This is a genomic window from Candidatus Binatia bacterium, assembly GCA_036563615.1.
GTDB lineage: Bacteria > Desulfobacterota > Binatia > UBA12015 > UBA12015 > DATCMB01.
Map to the genome: position 1 here is coordinate 363,493 of DATCMB010000006.1, position 13,186 is coordinate 376,678.

Below are 13,186 nucleotides of genomic sequence, written 5' to 3' on the forward strand. Positions count from 1 at the left end.
TTGCGGCCAACGCTCGCGGCATGTCGTCGCTCTGGCCCTCGCTCTCGCAGCTGCTCGACGAGCCGCGCTCGCGTCATCCCGACAAGCTCGCCGTCGCGACGTCCGACCGCCAGCTGAGCTACGCCGAGCTCGACGATCTCGCACGGCGCCTCGCGGCCTCGTTCGCCGACGCCGGGCTCGCGGGCCAGCGCGTCGCGACGCTGCTGCCGAACGGCATCGAGCTGATCGTCTGCTACCTCGCTTGCTGGCGCGCCGGCGTGACCATGGTGCCGTTCGAGTACGTCGACGCGCCGCCGGAGATCTCCTACGGCCTCGCCGACTCGGAGTCGCGCTGGCTCATCGTGCACCACGAGAAGCTCGCCGACCTCGAGCGCGTCGAGGTCGCGAAGAGCGCGGTCGAGCGCGTCTTCGTCGCGTGCGGCGAGCCGCGTCCGGGCGACGCGCGCTTCGACGATCTCCTCGCGGCGACGCCGCGCGAGCTGCCGCCGGTCGACCCGGCGACGCTCGCCTTCATCCTCTACACCTCGGGCTCGACCGCGCTGCCGAAGGGCGTCACGCACTCGCACGCTTCGGCGGCGGGGATCGTGCGCAGCGTGCTCGCGGCGCTGCGCCGCGTCGGCGAGGAGTCGCTGATCGTGGCGCACGACTCGGTGTCGCACATGGGAGGCTGGATCCAAGCGTTCCCTCTGCTCGCGCGTGGCGCGACGGTCGTGCTCGAGAAGGAGTTCGACGCCGCGCGCTTCGTGCCGAACCTGCAGCGCTGGCGTCCGACGGTGCTCGGCGCGCACGTCGACCACCTGTGGCAGATCGTGCGCGCGTCGGGCGCGAAGCGCGAGGACTTCGCGTCGCTCGACACCGTCTTCACCGGCGGCGACGAGCTGCCGCTCGCCTTGCAGCGCGCCTTCATGGACCTCGCGGGCAAGCCGATCGAGGTCGGCTGGGGGATGACCGAGGCGATCTGGCTGACGATCACGCGCCGGGTCGAGCTCGAGCGCCGCGGCTACATGGGCGTGCCGGTCGACGAGGTCGAGCTGCGCGTGGTCGACGTCAATCCGAATCGCTTCGGCGCCGACGCGGCGACGGGCGAGGCGGGCGAGCTCTGGGTGCGCGGTCCGATGGTGTCGCCCGGCTACTGGCGGCGTCCGCAGGCGGACCAAGAGGTGTTCGTCGACCGCTGGCTGCGCACCGGCGACATGGGGCTGCGCGACGAGCGTGGCGAGTACTGGTTCACCGGACGCCTCAAGCAGATCATCGAGCGCAACAGCGAGAACATCACGCCGGGCGAGATCGAGCAGGCGCTGTACCGTCATCCGGCGGTCGCCGAGGCGGGCGCGTTCGGCGTGCCCGATCCCGACGAAGGTCAGGTGCCGATCGCCTACGTGAGCTTCAAGGAGGGGGCGAGCGCGAGCGAGGACGAGCTCAAGAGCTTCCTCGCGACGCAGATCGCGGAGTTCAAGATCCCGGTGCGCATCCTGCCGATCGAGCGCATCCCGCTGACGCACTCCGGCAAGATCGATCACAAGGCGCTCGCCGAGCGTTACGCCGCGACGGTCGGCGCGAGCGCCCAGCGCTGACGCGCGTCGCTCGACTCTTCGCGTCAGCGCGGACGCGCTGTCGCTCGACGACGCGCGGGACGCTGGTGCGTTCCGCTTGCTGTTGTCTCGTCACGGCGGAAGACTGCCGTCTTTCCGCTGGAGGAACCGATGGCGCACGATCCGATCGCGACCCCGACCGTCACGCTCGCCGAGAACCGCGAGCCGGTCTTCCGTCACCCCGAGCAGGACGACGCCGCGCGGCGCCGCATCGCCGAGTACGCGGCGCGCCACGGCGGACGGAAGCCCAACGTCCTGGTCATCTTGATGGACGACGTCGGCTGGGGCGACTTCGGCTGCTACGGCGGCGGCGTCGCGGTCGGCGCGCCGACGCCGAACATCGACCGCCTCGCGGCGGGCGGCTTGCGCTTGACGTCGTGCTACTCCGAGCCGTCGTGCACGCCGTCGCGCGCTTCGCTGCTCACCGGGCGCCTGCCGATGCGGCACGGACTGCAGCGTCCGCCGATGTACGGCGAGAAGGGCGGGCTGCAGGGTGAGGTGACGCTCGCCGAGCTGCTGTCGCGCGCGGGCTACGTCACGCAGGCGGTCGGTAAGTGGCACCTCGGCGAGAACGTCGAGTCGCAGCCGCAGCACGTCGGCTTCGACGACTTCTACGGCTTCCTCTCGGTGTCCGACATGTACACCGAGTGGCGCGATCCGTACTTCTTCCCCGAGATCGTCTACTCCGCCGAGCGCACGAAGTGGATCGAGAACCAGCCGTTCAACAAGTGCTTCGTGCACGCGCGGCGCGGCGAGGAGCTCGAGAGCGTCGAGGAGGTGACGATCCCGGTCCTGTCGTTGCTCGACGACAAGTGGGCCGACTACTCGATCCAGTTCATCCGCCGCATGGCGAGCGAGAACAAGCCGTGGTTCCTCTACCACTGCACGCGCGGCGCCCACTTCGACAACTACCCGCACGAGCGCTTCCTCGGGAAGTCGCCGGCGAAGCATCCGTACAAGGACACGCTGCTCGAGCTCGACGACATCGTCGGACGCCTGATCGACGTCCTGCGCGAGACCGGACAGCTCGAGCACACGCTGGTCTTCGTCTCGTCGGACAACGGTCCCGAGATGGAGACCTGGCCCGACGCCGCGTACTCACCGTTCCGCTGCGCGAAGGGATCGACGTGGGAAGGCGGTCAGCGCGTGCCGGGGATCTTCTCGTGGCCGGGGATGATCGATCCGGGCCGCGCGTCGGACGGGCTGTTCTCGCAGATGGACCTCTTCCCGACCGTGCTGACCCTCGCCGGCGCCGAGGAGCTGCTGCCGAGCGACCGCTTCATCGACGGCGTCGACCAGACGTCGTTCTTGCTGCACGAGTCGGGCGAGTCGAACCGCAAGTACCTGTACTACTGGCTCGGCCAGCAGTTCTCCGCGCTGCGCGTCGGCGAGTACAAGTTCATGCTCGCGTCGATCTCCGACGACGACCACGACGTGCTCAACCCCGGCGGCTTCACGGGCGTCATGCAAAAGTATCCCTACGGGCGCCTCTACAACCTCTACCTCGACCCCAAGGAGACGCGCAGCTACCTGATCCGCAAGCTCGCCTACGTCGAGGCGTTCCAGAGCGGCATCCGGAACCACCTCATGACCTTCAAGAAGTACCCGCCGAAAGTGGTCGTCGGGTTGTGAGGCCGGCGCGGCGCCGCCGCGCCAGCAGCACGAGCCCGACGCCCGCCCAGGTGAGGTCGAGGACGCGCTTCGCGAGCGCGACCGAGAGCCCGACCGCCGGATCGAGGCCGAGCGCGACGAAGGCCGCGACGTACGCGCCCTCGCGCACTGCGATCTGACCCGGCACGAAGAAGGCGAGGAACGAGATGCCGCTCGCGATCGCGTTGATCACCAGCGCGTTCGCGAACGAGCCCGGTCCGCCGAGCGCGTGCATCAGGATCGCGGTCTCGAGCGCCGACAGCAGGCACGAGATCAGATTGAACGACGTCGACAGGACGAAGCGTCCGCCGCGCAGGCGGTAGTAGCGTGCGAGCGCGCGGTCGACGTGCAGCGTCGCGCTGTCGACGCTGATCTCGCTCATGACGCGCAGGCGAGCGAGCAGCGCGCGCACGCGCGCGAGCGCGCCGCCGGTCTGTACGGCCGCGAAGCCGACGATGCACAGCGCCTCGATGAAGAGCAGCGTCACCATGCCGTGCAGCATGCGCGGGTCGAGGTGCGGCTCCTGCCACGCGAGCGCGAGGCCGAGGCCGAGGAAGAGGAACTGCGCGAGCGCGTCGCTGGTCTTCGCGACGACGAGCGACGGCACGATCTCGCGCACCCGCGCGCGCTGGCTGAGCAGCCACGCCTTGACGCTCTCGCCGCCGACGGTCGCGGTGGGCGTCGTCGCGCTCAGCGCCTCGCCCGCGAGCCGCGCGACGAACAGCTCGCGGAAGGTCGCCACGTCGTGGCGGAACGCGAACCGCCAGGCGAGGGTCTCGGACACCTGCAGCAGGATGCCCGGGAAGATCAGCAGGAGCGGCAGCAGGAAGCGCAGCCGGCGGAAGGACTCGAGGACCGCGTCGAAGCCGATCTCGCGCACGATCGCCGCGAGCCCGACGATCCCGACCACGAGCAGCGCGCGCTCGACCCAGCGCAGCAGCCGGCGTCGCCGCTCCGGCGCGTCGTGCTCCGCCGCCTCGGGCGGCGCGCCACGGCGCGGTAGCGGGATCACCTTGGCGCGTCGCCTTTCAGGCGTGTCGCGGCCCCGTTCTTCCTGCACACGCATGCGCTTTCGCCTCTGCAGGTCGCAAGATCCGCGCCCGGCGTGGTGCGCGCTCGTCGTCCCTCGCTCGCGCTCGACTGCGCCGTGACCTGACCGTCCGTTCCGGCACGGACGTTTTTGGCATATGCACTCCCTGCGGAGACGCCGCGCTTCCTGCGGCGTGCGCGGAGGAGGAGGACCACACCATGGCGGACGTGACGGTGCCGAGCGCGACCGAAGCCTACGGGATCGCGTGGCGCGAGCTGCAGCGGAGATTCCTCGAGCTCCTGCTCGTGGCCGTGGTGTGGGTGCTGGCGAGCGCACCCTCGGCGTGGCTGCAGGACAACATCCTCGGCGTGGCTTACCACGTCCTCGTCCTCGGTCCGGTCGGCTTCGGCGGCATGTACGCCTTTCTCCGCGCCGTGCGCGGCGAGAGTCCGGAGGTCGGCGACCTGCTCGTGCCGTTCCAGCGGTGCTACGTCCAGGCAGTGCTTGCAAGCCTCCTGGTCAGCGTCCTGGTCGGAATCGGCACGGTGCTCCTGATCGTCCCGGGCGTGATCGCGGCGGTGCGGCTCGCCTGGGTGCCGTACCTGGTGGTCGACGAGGGCTACGACGCGGTCGGCGCGATCCGCGAGAGCTGGGAGCGGACGCGCGGCCACGGCTGGACGATCTTCGGCATCTTTCTGATTGCGATCCCGCTCGTCCTGATCGGCCTCCTGCTGCTCGTCGTCGGCATCATCCCGGCGATGATGCTCGTGCAGCTCGCGTGGGCCGTGCCCTATGCCGCGGTGGCGAGGGGCGCGCGGCGCGCGCGCGAGGTCGGAGCCGACCTGGTCACGCCCTGATCGACGGCGCCGGCGTTGACTCGACTCTGCGGCCCGCGTAGGCCCACCGTCCGGGCGCGGGTCCAGAGACCCGGGACGCCCGTGGAGGAGGGAAGCATGCGTAAGCTCGCTCTCGCTCTCGTCGCGCTGGCTCTGGGCGTGGTCGTCGCCACCACCCCCGCCGCAGCGCAAACCGCCGAGCAGCAGACCGGCACCGTGGTCGCGGTCGAGGAGGACGTCGTCCGCATCAAGGGCTCGGACGGCAAGGAGTACGAGATCGACGCGATCGTCGTCGCCGCCGAGGACCTGAAGACCGGCGACACCGTCGAGTACGCGATCGTCGGCGAGAAGCCGGTCCGCGTCAAGAAAAAGAAGTAACGCCTCCTAGTCCGTCGCGAACACCGCCTCGACGAGGCTCGCCGCGATCTGCGCAGCCGACGTCGCGAGGCACGACGAATCCCCGCCCGGCGCGAAGCGGCAGCCGTCGAGGCCGGTCGTGTCGCGGCAGCGGTCGAGCGCCGCGCCGATCCGCGCGGTGAGCCGCGTCACCTCGGGCGCGAGCGTCGTCGCGCAGTCCACCGGGGACGCGGCGGTGACGTTCGCGAGCTCGCAGGCGGCGCGCTTCTTCTGCAGCGCGGTGATCGCCCGCTGCATGCGCTTGACGAGCGTCCGCGCGCAGCGGTGCGGCGTCGCGCCGACCACCTGCGGCGGGTCGGGCGGCGTGCTGCCGAGGGCCGCCTCGAGCATCGTCGAGGTGACCTCGCGCTGACGGCAGGCGAGGCAGTCGGCCCAGTCGCCGAGCGTGTGGACCTGGATCGCGCCGCAGCCGCCGCCGCACGTCTCCGGGAGCCCGAGCAGCGTGGGCGTGAGGCCCGCGCCGCCGCACGCGCGGTCGCGCGCGCCGCCGAGGAGGTCGCGCAGCCGGAGCTCGGCGCGCGCGATCGCCTGGTCGCGCCGCCCCGGATCGCAGGCGACGCCGCGCAGCTCGTCGAGCCAGCAGCTTGCCCAGCGTCCGAGGTGGATCCGGGTGAGCGCCTCGAAGCCGCGCTCGACGGCCGCGTGACACGCGGCGCGCTTCGCCGCCGGCGCGAGCGTGCGCACGAAGCCGAGGCCGCCGATCGGCACGTCGAGCGCGGGCTCGTCGGGATCGTCGGAGCTGATGCGCAGCACCTCCGCGAGGAGCGTCGGTCCGGTCGGCGCGAAGGTGACGTCGAGCGTCGCGCGCTCACCGACCGGAATCACGAGGGGCAGCGGAGGACCCGAGACCGACAGGCCGGCGGTCGTCCCCGGGACGAGATCGTACCCGCTCACCGTGATCGGGTAGTCGGTGCCGTTGTTGATCACCTCGACGGTGAGCGTGTCGCTGCGTCCGACCCGGGTGACGAACGAGAGCTCGATCGGCGAGACGCGCACGTCCATCGGCTCGAGGCACGACGGCACGAGCGGGGTGATCAGCGACTGGAAGTTCGCCGGCGTGTTGAGCGCGATCGCGAAGTTGTCGCAGGAGTAGCCCGGCAGCGTGCCGTAGGTGACCAGCTCCTCGACGTTGGTGAAGCCGTCGAGGTCGGTGTCGACGTTCTCGACGTCGCGGATCGCGTCGATGATCGGCTTCGCGTTGATGTAGAGCTGCTGCTCGATCGCGGTGCCGTACGGGTTGCGCGCGCCCGTTCCCTGCCAGCGCAGGTGGCAGACGCCGCACGAGTAGAGGTCCTGCTCCGGCGTGAAGCCGTAGAAGTCGACGAACGCCTGGAAGTAGTTCGGCCGCGCGAGCGCCGCGGAGGGCAGGGCGGTGAGCCACGCGAGCGTGGCGAGTACGCCCACGGCGATGGTTCGAGTCCGCATCGAGAGCCTCATGGGTACGCCACCTCCGCAAACGCCGGGACGGCCGTGCCGACCGCCGCCTCGAGACACGCGGCGACCTGCGTCGCGTCGCCGGCGCTACCGCATCCCGCGAGCCCGCTGAAGTCCTTGCACGACGCGACCCGGCTCGCCGCACGCGACTTCGCCGCCGCGACGCCGCTCGCGTTCGTGCAGTCGGTCGGCGTGCCCTTGGCCGTCGCGGTGCGCTCGCAGCGGGTCACCGCCTGGCTCCAGCCGTCGGCGAGCACGCTCGCCGCGCGGTCGAGCGACTTCTGACACGCGAGCGCCGTGCTCGGCAGCGGCGTCGGCAGGAACGGCGGCTTCGTGCCGTAGGCGGCGCCGAGCGCCTCGCGCCCGAGCGCTTCCGCCGTGCACAGCGCGCAGCTCGCGACGTCGGCCATGTCGAACAGCACGATCGACGAGCACGGCACCGGGCACACCGAGCCGTGGCCGAGCGTCTCGGGCGTCAAGTTCTTCGCGGAGCACATCGAGTCGCGCGGTCCGCCGACGCGGTCGAGCAGCTTGGCGGCCGCCTTCGCGATGCGCTGGTCGCGCGTCGTCGCGTCGCACGACAGCCCGCGCGCGCGCCGCTCGAAGCAGCGCGACCACTCCTTGTAGAAGGTCTTCCGATAGGCCGCCTGCAGCCGCTCGAGGTTCTGCCGGCAGCGCAGCACGACGCGGTCGTCCGCCTCGACGAAGGCGCGCGCCATCTCGACGGGCTCGGCGCGTCCGTGCTCGTTCCACAGATCGAAGAGGATGTTGCCCGCGGCGGTCGTCGTGTTCTCGTCGCGCAGGAACTCGACGTACTCGCGCGTCGTCGTCTGGTAGTAGAGCGTCACCTCGGCGCGCACCGCGTTCGGGCCGACGGGATAGACGATGTCGTCCCAGTACTGGCCGTCGGCGTAGGTCGCGCCCACCGGCTCGCCGTCGAAGGCGGCGAAGGCCGCGTTGGTGAAGCCGCGCGGCGGGATGCGGTTGTCCTTCAGGCGCACGTTGTTGAGCGACAGGTGGAAGCTGCGCCCGGCGGGCTTGCCGACCAGCGCCGCGACCTCCGGGCTGATGCCCTGCTCGGCCTCCCAGACGTGCAGGTACGGATCGTAGTCGGGATCGCCGGGCTCGGCGCCGTGGCCGACGAGCCGGGCCTCGGAGAACAGGTAGCGGCCGGACTCGAAGACCACGTTGCGCCGCGCATCGAGGGCGCGCACGTGCAGCCACATGCGCCGACCCTCGGGATAGCCCGTCGGCAGCTTGTGGCCGGTCTCGTTGATGACGCGCACGACGAGGTTGCCGTTCTCGATGTCCGCCTCGAGCGTCGCCGCCTTGCGCAGCATCGCGATCGAGTGCTCGATGCCCTCGGCGAGCGCCGTCGGATCGACCTCGGGGCCGAACGCCGGATGGAACGGCAGCACGCGCGGGATGAAGGTGTTGGCGCCGGCGAAGGTGTGCAGCGGCACGTCGTCGCGCGTCAAGCCAAGAGCCGCGTCCTTGCCGCTCACGTCGGGCATGTGGCAGTCCTGGCAGGTCGAGACGACCGGCTTGTTGCCGCCGAACTGCGGCGCCCACACGCCGAGCATCGCGTACTCGCTCGCCGCCCACTCGTCGTAGGTCGACTGCTCGGGGAAGCCCTTGGTCGGGTCGGCGGGCGTGTCGTGGGTGTTGAGCTCGTACTCGCCGGTCACGTCGTTGCGCGTGAACAGCGGGTTGCGCAGGTTGTGGCAGGTCCCGCACATCTCCGAGCTCGAGTGGAACGGCGACACCAGCGTCGAGCGCGTCGGCGCGTGCGGGTCGCTGCCGAGGTCGGCGAGGAGATCGAACGGTCCGCGTAGACGATCCTCCGGATCGACCACCATCATCGCGCCGCCGAAGCCCGGCACCGGCGCCTCGAGCCCGGCGAGGATCGCCGCGTCCTCGGCGGGATTCTCCGGGTCGGCGATCGGATCGACGAGACGGTGGCAGACGCCGCACTGCACGCCCTCGCGGTCGGCGGCGGTCATGCCCGTGCCGTCCTCGGGTGCGGAGCGTCCCTCGAGCCAGCCCTTCGGCAGGTGGCAGCGCAGGCACGTCTCGCCCGAGTGCGGGGCGTCCTGGTTCGACACCGCGAGCGCGGCCCACATCAGCGGGTCGCGTCCCGAATGCGCCATCATCGAGCCGCGCCAGGCGCGCAGCGGCTCGACCTGGGGCTGGCCGTAGCCCGAGTGGCACGGCGCGCAGACGTCGGGCGTCGCGATCGGCTGCGACAGCGACAGCGGCTGCGTGCCGGGGAGGCGGAAGTCCTCCCGCGTCGACGGGAGCGGGGTCGCCCCCGCCGCGACCGCCAGAGCGGCGGCCGCGGCGAGGGCCGGAAGAACCAGGACGTGTCTACGCATGGTGATGACGTCGGTGGTGTGGCCGCGTTAGGGCACCGGCGGCGCCGGACACGACGGGAACGCCGGCGGCGGCAGCGTGCACGTCGGCAGCAGCGTGAACAGGAACTCGTTCTCGAAGATGTTGCCGCTCTGGCAGTTGCTCCCCGGCGCGCCGGCGAACAGCGACAGGGCGTCGGTGCCGAGCGCGAAGTCGGGGTCGCTGCCGTTGCCGAGCAGGATGTTGTTGAAGATGTAGTTCTGCTCCGGCAGCGAGTCGGCGCTGAACGGCGGTCCGAACTCGGCCGTCTGCTGGTCGACGAACGCGAGACCGAACGTCCGGTTGTTGCGCGAGATGTTGTGGTGGATCGGCGTGGTGTCGTTCGAGATCACCAGCATGCCGGTGCCCGCCGGAACGTTCGAGACGGTGCCCGAGCCGAAGTTCGGCGTGTTGTTCGCCTCGAACAGGTTGTGGTGCACCTCGTGGCACTGCGAGAGCTGCACCGGCAGCGAGCCGTCCTTGAACACCAGCAGGCCCGCGGTGTTGTTGGTCGCGTAGTTGCCGTAGACCTGCGCGTTGCCGCAGTTCTCGACCTCGATGCCGGCGACGCTGTCGCGCACGTCGTTGAAGCGCACGATGATGCCGCTCGACTGCCCGACGTAGAGCGGGGCGTCGTCGACGCGCGTCACCTTGCAGAGCTCGATCACGACGTTGTTGCTGGTGATCGGGAAGATCGCGTACGCCGACTGCAGGTTGCCGTCGCCGATGATGTCGCGGAAGGTGACGCCGTTCGCGAGCGAGACGCGGATGCCGTCGTTTGCTTGACCGAAGGTCTCGAGGCTCTGGAAGAGCAGGTCGTCGACGCCGTTGGCGCGGATGGCGCGTCCCGCGACCTCGGGGCTCGGCGGGACGATCCGGGGACGATCGTTGGTCGCGCCGCCGCAGCCGACGAGCTTGAGACCGTGCGTCTGGATCAGCACCTCCTCGGCGTAGGTCCCCGAGGCGATCAGCAGCTTGTCGCCGGGCGAGGCCGCGTCGACCGCCGCCTGGATCGCGCCCGTGCCGTGCGCAACGAACTTGCCGGTCTCGGAGTACTGCTGCTCGAGCGCGTCGACCGCGCCGCCGAAGCCGTTGCACACGACGCAGTTCTGCAGATCCGCGACGCTCTTCGCGCCCGGGCACGCGAACAGCGTCTCGAGCTGACCGAGCGACGCGACCGGGCCGCACTTCTTCGCGATCTTGCCCTCGATCTGCGCGAACAGCTTGGTCATCTTGGCCGCGGTCTTGGTGTCCGTCGGCGGGACGTAGTTGCCGCCCGAGAAGCTGCCGACGCACACCGGCGCGAGGTCACCGCCGGCGCCCTTCTTCATCTGCGTCTTGATGCAGTTGCTCGCGTGCTTGAGCGCGAGGTCCGCGACCTGCCATGCGGTCTTGTTGAGCTCCTTGATGCAGTTCGCGCGCTCCTTGCCCGTGCCGGGCCACGGCTCGGTCGTCGCGCCGTTCGCGTTGGCGACGATCCACTCGCCGATCACGTTGTGCTGCGAGAGCATGCAGCTCGCGATCGGCGCCGGGTCGGTGAGGGTCGCGTACGACGACGTGAGGCCGGCCTGCGCGGCGTCGTCGCCACATGCCTTGGCGATCTTCGCCGTCGCCTGCGCGGCCGCCTTTTCGATCTTCTCGACGTCCTTCGCGGTCGGACAGCTGCCGGTCGGCACCTTCTTGTTCACGCGGCAGGCCGACAGCGTCTTGAGCTTGGCGCGCAGGAACTTGGCGCCCTCGGAGGCGATCGTCTCCTGACACTTGCGCGCGGTGGGCGCGACGGAGGTGATCGGAGCCGGCGTGCGATCCGTGCACACCGCCGCCAGCGCGGCAGTCGGGAACACGAGTGCCACGCAGACGGGCACGAGCAGTCTTTGCATGGAGGTCTCCTGTGGTCGGTCGCGAGTCGTCTGGTTTGCTTTCCGCTGCGGGGAAAGCGCGGGCGCGCGACGTTTAGTCGGGCCGTTCAGGAGCTGTCAACGCGCGAATCGCGCGTTGCTTCGCAGGGTGAGAGGCGTGCCGCGGCGCGGCGTCAGTGCTTCGCGTGCGCGCCGAAGCCGCGGATCATCGCGCGCAGCGCGGCGACCACCTCGGGCTTGTTCGCGAGGTCGGGGTTCGCCGGCATCAGGGCGCTCTTGCCGACGGCAGCTCCGCCGTCGACGATCGCGCGCTCGATCTGCGCGTCGGTGACCTGCTTCTGCCACGCCGGATCGGCGAAGTCCGCCGGCTTCACGGGCAGACCGGTCGCGGCGAGACCGTCGCCGGCGCCGTTGGCGCCGTGACACGTCACGCAGGTCGTCGCCCACACCTCGCGCGCCTGGGCCTGTACCGCCGTGGACGGCTGCGGCGCGCTCGCTGCCGACGTCGGCGCGTCGGCGAGCACGGGCGAAGCGAGCAGGACCGAGCTCAGAAGGCCGAGCGCCGCGACGGACGCCGGCCGAAGCACGCGCGACGCGAGCGCGCGGGACGTGGTGCGAGGCTGCGGCATGGCGACGCTCCCTTTGCAGATCCGCGGCGCGTCGCCAAGGGTCGCGCGACGGTTCGCGCCGGACGCGACCTCTGCTATGAGCGGCGCGTGATGCGCCGCCTGGCCGGTCTCCTGCTGATCTTTTCGCTGGCGTTGCTGCCGGCGCTGCCGCTCGGTGCGTACGCGGAGGACGACGTCGCGGAGCCGGTCGGCAAGGTGTTGACGCTGCCGGCGAAGCCCGGTCCGCACTGGTTCTGGCTGAGCGACGTCATCCTGCACCGCACGGCGCTCTACGACGGCGACAGCGGCAAGATGCTCGGCACGATCAACGCGGGCACGCCCGGCGTCGGCTTCACGATCTGGCCGCTGTTCTCGCCCGACCACCGCGAGATCTACATCCCCGAGAGCTACTTCTCGCGCGGCGTGCGTGGCGACCGCACCGACGTCGTGACCATCTACGACGGCCAGACGCTGATGCCGACCGCGGAGATCCCGATCCCGCCGAAGCGCGCCGAGTACTTCCCCGGCGTCGCGCCGAACGCGATCTCCGACGACGGACGCTTCGTCGCGATCTTCAACGTGACGCCCGCGCAGTCGCTGAGCATCGTCGACGTGGCCGAGCGCCGCTTCACGACCGAGATCCAGACGCCCGGCTGCAGCCTCGTCTACTCCGCGGGGCCGCGCCGCTTCTTCATGCTGTGCGCGGACGGCGCGGCGCTCGTCGTGACGCTCGACGACGCCGGTCAGCAGGTGAGCGCCGAGCGCACCGAGCCCTTCTTCGACGCCGAGCAGGATCCGGTGTTCGAGGCTGCCGGGCGGCACGGCGACGGCTATCTCTTCGCGTCGTTCGAGGGCTACGTCCATCCGGTCGACGTGTCCGGCGAGAAGCCGCGGTTCGGCGAGAAGTGGTCGCTGCTCAGCGACGCCGAGCGCAGCGCCGGCTGGCGGATCGGCGGCGGGCAGCCGGTCGCGCTGCACGCCGCGACCGGACGCCTCTACCTGCTGATGCACGAGGGGCCGAAGGACTCGCACAAGCAGCCGGGCACCGAGATCTGGGTCTACGACGTCGCGACCCGCAACCGCGTCGCCGAGATCCCGGTGAACAACCCGCTGTCGAACTTCCTGCGCGGTCAGATGCGCGTCGGCCGTGAGGGCTTCCGCGATCGTCTGCTCGTCTGGCTGCTCGACGCCGTGCTGCCGAACACCGGCGCGGAGGCGATCCTGGTGACGCAGGACGCGCAGCCGGTGCTGGTCGTGATGTCGATGCTGCCGCCCGCGCTGACGGTGCACGACGCGCAGACCGGCGCGATCCTGCACGAGATCGCCGAGCCCGGGATCGCGGGCAGCGTGCTCGTCGCGCCGTGAGGCC

Annotated in this window: 10 protein-coding genes; 5 read left to right on the plus strand and 5 right to left on the minus strand. The window is 70.7% G+C overall.

Annotated features, from left to right (window positions below; translation table 11 throughout):
* Window positions 1-20 precede the first annotated feature (20 nt).
* Entirely contained in the window at window positions 21-1,574 is a 1,554-nt protein-coding gene (locus VIS07_04500; GenBank protein ID HEY8514760.1) for a class I adenylate-forming enzyme family protein, read from the plus strand.
* Window positions 1,575-1,703: 129 nt separating this feature from the next.
* Window positions 1,704-3,224 (plus strand): arylsulfatase, encoded by a 1,521-nt coding sequence (locus VIS07_04505; GenBank protein HEY8514761.1) that lies wholly within the window; start codon window positions 1,704-1,706, stop codon window positions 3,222-3,224.
* Here the strand turns inward: VIS07_04505 and VIS07_04510 are convergent.
* Window positions 3,187-4,308: a lysylphosphatidylglycerol synthase domain-containing protein gene (locus tag VIS07_04510; protein ID HEY8514762.1), complete on the minus strand. Its 1,122-nt coding sequence runs from the start codon at window positions 4,306-4,308 to the stop codon at window positions 3,187-3,189. The two genes, VIS07_04505 and VIS07_04510, sit on opposite strands and share 38 nt — an antisense overlap.
* A gap of 182 nt (window positions 4,309-4,490) precedes the next feature.
* On the opposite strand from VIS07_04510, the gene VIS07_04515 reads away from it, so the two are divergent.
* Both VIS07_04515 and VIS07_04520 read left to right on the plus strand, forming a co-directional pair.
* Window positions 4,491-5,129, plus strand: coding sequence for a hypothetical protein (locus VIS07_04515; GenBank protein ID HEY8514763.1), 639 nt, complete (start codon window positions 4,491-4,493; stop codon window positions 5,127-5,129).
* Window positions 5,130-5,225: 96 nt separating this feature from the next.
* Window positions 5,226-5,486: a hypothetical protein gene (locus tag VIS07_04520; GenBank protein HEY8514764.1), complete on the plus strand. Its 261-nt coding sequence runs from the start codon at window positions 5,226-5,228 to the stop codon at window positions 5,484-5,486.
* 6 nt (window positions 5,487-5,492) lie between these two features.
* Here VIS07_04520 and VIS07_04525 read toward each other — a convergent pair whose 3' ends face one another.
* The 4 genes from VIS07_04525 to VIS07_04540 form a co-directional block, all read right to left on the minus strand.
* A complete protein-coding gene (locus VIS07_04525; GenBank protein ID HEY8514765.1) occupies window positions 5,493-6,950 on the minus strand; it encodes a hypothetical protein in 1,458 nt (485 codons plus the stop codon).
* Window positions 6,951-6,958: 8 nt separating this feature from the next.
* Window positions 6,959-9,334 (minus strand): hypothetical protein, encoded by a 2,376-nt coding sequence (locus VIS07_04530; protein ID HEY8514766.1) that lies wholly within the window; start codon window positions 9,332-9,334, stop codon window positions 6,959-6,961.
* A gap of 27 nt (window positions 9,335-9,361) precedes the next feature.
* Window positions 9,362-11,230, minus strand: a complete 1,869-nt coding sequence (locus tag VIS07_04535) for a parallel beta-helix domain-containing protein (protein ID HEY8514767.1) — start codon at window positions 11,228-11,230, stop codon at window positions 9,362-9,364.
* 152 nt (window positions 11,231-11,382) lie between these two features.
* A complete protein-coding gene (locus VIS07_04540) occupies window positions 11,383-11,838 on the minus strand; it encodes a cytochrome c (GenBank protein ID HEY8514768.1) in 456 nt (151 codons plus the stop codon).
* Window positions 11,839-11,928: 90 nt separating this feature from the next.
* Here VIS07_04540 and VIS07_04545 point away from each other — a divergent pair, with 90 nt between their 5' ends.
* The gene (locus tag VIS07_04545; protein ID HEY8514769.1) at window positions 11,929-13,182 is read left to right on the plus strand and encodes an amine dehydrogenase large subunit; all 1,254 of its coding nucleotides are present in this window, start codon (window positions 11,929-11,931) and stop codon (window positions 13,180-13,182) included.
* Window positions 13,183-13,186 lie beyond the last annotated feature (4 nt).

Bases quoted from the DNA above. Each gene is read 5' to 3' on its own strand.
- VIS07_04500 (HEY8514760.1), top strand. From the start codon at position 21: ATGTCGTCGCTCTGGCCCTCGCTCTCGCAGCTGCTCGACGAGCCGCGC.
- VIS07_04545 (HEY8514769.1), top strand. From the start codon at position 11,929: ATGCGCCGCCTGGCCGGTCTCCTGCTGATCTTTTCGCTGGCGTTGCTG.
- VIS07_04505 (HEY8514761.1), top strand. From the start codon at position 1,704: ATGGCGCACGATCCGATCGCGACCCCGACCGTCACGCTCGCCGAGAAC.
- VIS07_04515 (HEY8514763.1), top strand. From the start codon at position 4,491: ATGGCGGACGTGACGGTGCCGAGCGCGACCGAAGCCTACGGGATCGCG.
- VIS07_04510 (HEY8514762.1), bottom strand. From the start codon at position 4,308: ATGCGTGTGCAGGAAGAACGGGGCCGCGACACGCCTGAAAGGCGACGC.
- VIS07_04540 (HEY8514768.1), bottom strand. From the start codon at position 11,838: ATGCCGCAGCCTCGCACCACGTCCCGCGCGCTCGCGTCGCGCGTGCTT.
- VIS07_04525 (HEY8514765.1), bottom strand. From the start codon at position 6,950: ATGCGGACTCGAACCATCGCCGTGGGCGTACTCGCCACGCTCGCGTGG.
- VIS07_04530 (HEY8514766.1), bottom strand. From the start codon at position 9,334: ATGCGTAGACACGTCCTGGTTCTTCCGGCCCTCGCCGCGGCCGCCGCT.
- VIS07_04520 (HEY8514764.1), top strand. From the start codon at position 5,226: ATGCGTAAGCTCGCTCTCGCTCTCGTCGCGCTGGCTCTGGGCGTGGTC.
- VIS07_04535 (HEY8514767.1), bottom strand. From the start codon at position 11,230: ATGCAAAGACTGCTCGTGCCCGTCTGCGTGGCACTCGTGTTCCCGACT.